This window comes from Dyella sp. (assembly GCF_036384435.1).
In the GTDB taxonomy this organism is placed as follows: Bacteria; Pseudomonadota; Gammaproteobacteria; order Xanthomonadales; family Rhodanobacteraceae; genus GSA-30.
The window spans coordinates 1-6,135 of record NZ_DASVMI010000097.1; the positions used below are offsets into that span (position 1 = coordinate 1).

Consider the following 6,135-nt stretch of genomic DNA (forward strand, 5'->3'; position numbering starts at 1 on the left):
GTACGTTCGGGCGCGGTGGACGTGGTGGTGGTCGACTCGGTCGCCGCGCTCACGCCCAAGGCTGAAATCGAGGGCGAAATGGGCGATTCGCATGTTGGCCTGCATGCCCGCCTGATGAGTCAGGCACTGCGTAAGCTCACCGCCAACATCAAGAAGTCCAACTGCCTGGTGATCTTCATCAACCAGATCCGCATGAAGATCGGCGTGATGTTCGGCAGTCCCGAAACGACCACCGGCGGTAACGCATTGAAGTTCTATGCCTCGGTGCGCCTGGATATCCGTCGCATCGGCGCGGTGAAGAAGGGCGAGGAGGTGATCGGTTCGGAGACCCGCGTCAAGGTGGTCAAGAACAAGGTGGCTCCCCCGTTCCGCCAAGCCGAGTTCGAGATCCTCTATGGCGAGGGCAGCTCGCGCGAAGGCGAGATCATCGAGCTGGGCGTGGCGCAGAGCCTGATCGACAAGTCCGGTGCCTGGTACAGCTACAAGGGCGATCGTATCGGCCAGGGCAAGGAGAACGTCCGGCAGTTCCTGCGCGACAATCCGGCCATTGCCAACGAGATCGACACCGAGCTGCGTGCCCGCCTGCTGACCGCCGGCAAGGGTGCTGGCGCTTCGGCCTCGGAAGAGGCGGTCGAGGCCTGAGGCGCTTAAGGGGGCGAGGGGGCATGGATTCATACCCTCGCCCGATCGCCTCGCTTAGCACGTAGCCTGCAAGCAGGCCTCAGGTCGACTCGCGCCCCTCGACTCGTCCCTCCACCCTTTAGTAATGACCGACGTTCCCCCCAAGAAGCCCAAGCGCAGCGCCTACGACAAGGCGCTGGGCCTGCTGGCGCGCCGGGAGCATTCCCGGCGCGAGCTGGGCCTGAAACTGCGACAGGGAGGCTACGAAGGCGACGAGGCGCGCTCGGCGCTTGATCGCCTGGGCGAGCAGCACTACCAGGACGATGATCGTTTCGCCGAGGCGCTGGTGCGCAGCCGGGTGGGGCAAGGGTATGGCCCACAGCGCCTGCGGGCCGAATTGAAGAGTCACGGGTTGTCCGACGCACGTATTCGTCAATGCCTGGAGCAAGCCGAGGTCGACTGGCATGCCCGTGCTACTGACCAACTGCGCCGGCGCTACGGCACAAAACCCGCAACCGATCCGGCCGAACGGGCCCGGCGGGCGCAATTTCTCTTGCGTAGAGGCTTTCCCGCCGCCACAGTACGGAGTGTTACCCACGCCGAAGTGGACGACGCCGACGAGGACAACTAGTTCCCGTCGTACGCGCGTTCGTGGCGTGTCCCCGCAGCTTGACGCCACGAATCCATGAAAACCGCTGAAATCCGCTCCGCGTTCCTTGATTATTTCCGTTCGAAAGACCACACCATCGTGCCTTCCAGCTCGCTGGTGCCCGCCAGCGACCCGACGCTGCTGTTCACGAACTCCGGCATGGTGCAGTTCAAGAACGTCTTCCTGGGAAGCGAGAAGCTGCCTTACGTGCGCGCCGCCGATGTGCAGCGCTGCCTGCGTGCTGGCGGCAAGCACAACGATCTGGACTCAGTCGGCTACACCGCCCGCCATCACACCTTCTTCGAGATGCTGGGCAACTGGTCGTTCGGCGATTATTTCAAGCGAGATGCCATTCGTTATGCCTGGGAACTGTTGACCGAGGTCTTCAAGCTGCCCAAGGAAAAGCTCTGGGTCACCGTCTACCACACCGACGACGAAGCTTTCGGCATCTGGAACGGCGAGGTGGGAGTTCCCGTCGAGCGCATCGTGCGTATTGGCGACAACAAGGGTGCGCCTTACGCTTCGGACAACTTCTGGCAGATGGCCGATACGGGCCCCTGCGGTCCCTGTACGGAGATCTTCTTCGACCATGGCGAGGATATCGCCGGTGGTCCGCCCGGCTCGCCGGACGAGGATGGCGATCGTTACATCGAAATCTGGAACCTGGTGTTCATGCAGTTCGACCGCGCTCCCGACGGCACACTCAGCCCGTTGCCGGCGCCATGCGTGGATACCGGTATGGGCCTGGAGCGTCTGGCGGCCGTGCTGCAACACGTGCATTCGAACTACGAGATCGACCTGTTCCAGCACCTGATCGAGGTGGCCGGCGAGCTCACCGGCACCGCTGATCTGGGCAACAAATCGTTGCGCGTCATCGCCGACCACATCCGTGCCTGCTCGTTCCTGATCGTCGATGGCGTATTGCCCTCCAATGAGGGGCGTGGCTACGTGCTGCGGCGCATCATTCGCCGTGCGCTGCGCCATGGCTGGATGCTGGGCGTGCGAGGTGACTTCTTCTGGAAAATGGTGCTGCCACTGGTGCAGGAGATGGGCGCGGCCTATCCAGAGCTCGCCGCCAAACAGGCGTTCGTCGAGGAAGCCCTGCGTGCCGAGGAACACCGATTCGGCGAAACACTGGAACACGGCATGCGCGTGTTCGACGAAGTAGCCGCAAAGACGGCCAAGATCATTCCGGGTGGCGAGGCGTTCCGCTTGTATGACACCTATGGCTTCCCGCTGGACCTGACGGCCGACATCGCTCGCGAGCGCGGGCTGGAAATAGACGAGGCAGGTTTCGAGGAGGCGATGCGCGCGCAGCAGGAGCGTGGCCGCCAGGGTGCCAACTTCAAGGCCAAGGGGCAGATGCCCGCCGAGCTGGCCAGCCAGCTCAGGCCGACCCAGTTCCTGGGCTATGAGAAGCTTGCCGCCAGTGGCGGAAAAGTGGTCGGCATCGTGCGTGATGGTAAGCAGTTCGACCAGCTTGCCGACGGCGAGGAAGGCTTCGTGATTCTCGACCAGACGCCGTTCTATGCGCAGTCCGGTGGCCAAGTCGGCGACACGGGCACCCTGACGAACGGGCAGGGCCGCCTGGACGTTATCGATACCCAGAAAATGGGTGGTGTGTTCTTCGCCCACACAGGCCGCTGGAAGGGCGCTCAGCCGTTGCGCGTGGGTGATGCGGTCGATGCCAGCGTGGACGCTGCCCGCCGTCAGGCGATCGTGCTCAACCACTCGGCCACGCATCTGTTGCATTCTGCGCTGCGCAAGCTGCTTGGTGAACATGTGGCGCAGAAGGGCTCGGAAGTGGCGTCTGAGCGCCTGCGCTTCGATTTCTCGCATTTCAAACCGCTCAGCCATAGCGAGCTGGCGCAGATCGAGGCCATGGTCAACGATGAAGTGCGTCGCAACGCGGCCGCCGAAATTCATCACATGGGCTACAACGACGCGCTTGATTTCGGGGCTATCGCGCTCTTCGGCGAAAAGTACGGAGACGAAGTACGTGTGCTGAAAATGGGCGATTTCTCGACCGAGTTGTGCGGTGGCACCCATGTAGAACGTACCGGTGACATTGGTCTTTTCAAGATCGTCAGCGAATCGGGCGTGGCATCCGGTGTGCGCCGTATCGAGGCGGTCACCGGCGCGGGCGCACTTGCCTATGTCGCCGACGAAGAGCGTCGTCTGGCCGAGTTCTCGCAGCTATTGTCCAGCACTGGTGACGATGCCGTGGAGAAACTGCGCCAACTTTTCGACAAGCAGAAGAAGCTTGAACGTGAACTGGAATCGTTGCGTGCCAAGGCGGCCGGTTCGGCGACCGCCGATCTGGCGGCGTCTGCCAGAAGCGTTGGTGGTATACAAGTCGTCGCTGCGCGCCTTGAAGGTTTCGATGTCAAGGCGTTGCGTGAAAGCGTCGACCAGCTCAAGCAGCAGCTGGGTGATTGCATAGTACTTTTGGCCGGTGCCGCTGAGGGTCGCGTATCACTTGTGGCCGGTGTACACGGAAATGCTATGGGTCGCGTTAAAGCAGGTGATATCGTGGCCCACATCGCCGCTCAGATTGATGGAAAAGGCGGTGGCAGACCGGATATGGCGCAAGGGGGCGGCAACGATACCGCCCAATTGCCTGCGTTGCTGGCGGCATTGCCTGACTGGGTTGGTTCTCATTTAGGCGCAGCCTAAGAGTGAATGGCCGGTTTACATCCGCTTTAATGCATTGCGCAGGATACGGAGGCTCGGCTAGTATCGTTTGAATATTGGCTCCGCAGACGATGGCGGAGCCAGAGAGGCGAGGCGTCTTTTACCCGGAGCGCGTCGCCTTGGTGCGCCGGGGAAGGCAGTAGGCCTTCGACGGACGTTATCGTCGAACTACCAGCGGTGATGCTCAGGGGTGAGGCATCGCAGGTGGCAGGCCTGTGACCATAGCATTCATGGAGTGGCAAACATGTTGATTCTGACCCGTCGGGTCGGCGAAACCTTGATGATCGGTGACGAGGTGACCGTCACCGTGTTGGGCGTGAAGGGCAATCAGGTGCGAATCGGCATCAATGCGCCCAAGAACGTAGCCGTGCATCGCGAAGAAATCTATCAACGGATCAAGAACGAACACGATCCCGAGGGCGGTTCTTCGGACGCCGGTGAGCGCTGACAAACAAAGGCTTTACCTCCCAAAGCCGGTCTAGTAAGCTTGCCGGCTCCGCAGTAGTGCGGACACAAAAACGGAGAGATGCCCGAGAGGCCGAAGGGGCTCCCCTGCTAAGGGAGTATAGGGTCAAAAGCCTTATCGAGGGTTCGAATCCCTCTCTCTCCGCCAGTAATACGATTAAGCCCCTGGAATAAGGGGCTTTTTTGTAGCCTTCTATCTGGCATCCTTATTTCGCAACTCGTGTGTGCGCGAGCGACTACGGACGCGGATCGGTGCGATTCGCGCAACGATTTAGCTGTGCGCGAACGCGCGGCTCATTCTTGCGCATGCCTGCACAGGCTATGTGCCGCTCCCATCGCTGCCTGCCATGTAACGGCGTATGCCCGCCGGTCGGTGAATACTTGCGATCAGCCTTCGTGGCAGGAACGGAGGGTAATCATGAAGATTCTTCGGGCATCGTGCGCGAAGGATGTTCGGTGATGCGAAAGTGTGTCGCTGCGAGGCCACGCCAAAGACGGCAATATTCCTGAGCGAAATATTCGAGAACGACATCTCGGAAAAACAAAAGCAGACCATGGCTCTGGTGGGACTGGAGGGACAGCCGATGCTTGATACAAGAGCGTCATGCTTTCCAAGAGCGACAACGTCCAAGCCATTCCCGACATGGCGGTGAAAGATCACATGGATGAAGAAGCATCTAAAAGATGGCCTGAGCTCCCCCGGGTGGAAGAAGCTCATCGAAGACATGATGTTCGATGGATTCAGGCTTCGCCTGACCGACATTCCGGACGAGCCTCATGTGGCTGAACACCGGGGCGGTATTTGACCTCGGCATTCCTCTATGGCTTTTGAGACGGTGAGGAAGACCACCGCTTTCAGCGCCCGGCACAATTCATTGGTCTGGCTTCGACGGCGCAGACCTATTGTTGAAGGCCCACTGCGCTGCGAAAGCGCGCTTGTAAGCAGGACGCTCTTCACCGCGGGCGACATAGGCGGCCAGGTGGGCGAATTCATCGAGAATACCGGACGGCCTAAGCCTGAGCAGCACGGACACCATGACCAGGTCGCCCGCGCTGAAAGCACCATCCAGCCATTCGGACTGCCCCAGGTAGGAGGACAGTTGGTCTGCTCGGTGGCAGATGCGATCTTTGATCAAGGGTATGCGCTCCTTGCTCCAGGGTTTGTCGCCCTCCTGGAATCTGGCAGTTACCAGTTCCAGAATCGGGGGCTCCACCGTGTTGAGTGCGGCGAACATCCAAGTGATGGCACGAGCCCTGGCTTTGGCATCCTGCGGCAGAAGGCTTTTACTGTGCGCAGCGATGTGGAAAATGATCGCACCCGACTCGAACAGTGCCAGGTCGCCTTCCTCATAGGTGGGAATCTGGCCGAACGGGTGCAAGGCCAGATGCGCTGGCTCCTTCATTTGAGCAGAAGAGACGGGGCGAACCTGATAGTCCAGACCAGCCTCTTCGAGGGCCCAGCGAACGCGTGTATCTCGGGCCAGCCCCATGCCTCCATCGGGCGAGCGATCAAAAGCGGTAAGGGTGATAGTCATGGGGTCTCCTGGCGATGGTCGAGTTTGAGAGCAGCAGAGCCGAAGCGTGCGGGTTAGGGATCATCCCGCATCAAATGGCCTCCGGTTTGTCAGGACAACGAACGAGCCATGTTGAAATCGACATCACGCTATCGAAGCCCATCAGCGCCTCGATGCATTGCTCGTTGTCGA

6 protein-coding genes and 1 tRNA gene are annotated in these 6,135 nt (G+C 60.5%); 6 read left to right on the plus strand and 1 reads right to left on the minus strand.

Translation table 11 applies throughout. The features are described from left to right. The 6 genes from recA to VF436_RS09805 form a co-directional block, all read left to right on the plus strand. A partial coding sequence (gene recA / locus VF436_RS09780) for a recombinase RecA (RefSeq protein WP_330903830.1) occupies positions 1–642 on the plus strand: 642 nt, incomplete at its 5' end. Positions 643–766: 124 nt separating this feature from the next. Beyond that, on the plus strand, positions 767–1,252 hold the full coding sequence (locus VF436_RS09785; RefSeq protein ID WP_330903831.1) for a regulatory protein RecX: 486 nt from the start codon (positions 767–769) through the stop codon (positions 1,250–1,252). 54 nt (positions 1,253–1,306) lie between these two features. Beyond that, the gene (alaS, locus tag VF436_RS09790) at positions 1,307–3,946 is read left to right on the plus strand and encodes an alanine--tRNA ligase (RefSeq protein WP_330903832.1); all 2,640 of its coding nucleotides are present in this window, start codon (positions 1,307–1,309) and stop codon (positions 3,944–3,946) included. Positions 3,947–4,208: 262 nt separating this feature from the next. Beyond that, positions 4,209–4,412 (plus strand): carbon storage regulator CsrA, encoded by a 204-nt coding sequence (gene csrA, locus VF436_RS09795; protein WP_330903833.1) that lies wholly within the window; start codon positions 4,209–4,211, stop codon positions 4,410–4,412. 72 nt (positions 4,413–4,484) lie between these two features. Continuing rightward, positions 4,485–4,577: transfer RNA gene (locus VF436_RS09800), tRNA-Ser, on the plus strand. Between the two features lie 517 nt (positions 4,578–5,094). Next, positions 5,095–5,235, plus strand: a complete 141-nt coding sequence (locus VF436_RS09805; RefSeq protein WP_330903834.1) for a hypothetical protein — start codon at positions 5,095–5,097, stop codon at positions 5,233–5,235. Positions 5,236–5,301: 66 nt separating this feature from the next. On the opposite strand, the gene VF436_RS09810 is transcribed toward VF436_RS09805, so the two are convergent. Next, a complete protein-coding gene (locus VF436_RS09810; RefSeq protein ID WP_330903835.1) occupies positions 5,302–5,964 on the minus strand; it encodes a glutathione S-transferase family protein in 663 nt (220 codons plus the stop codon). Between the last annotated feature and the right edge of the window lie 171 nt (positions 5,965–6,135).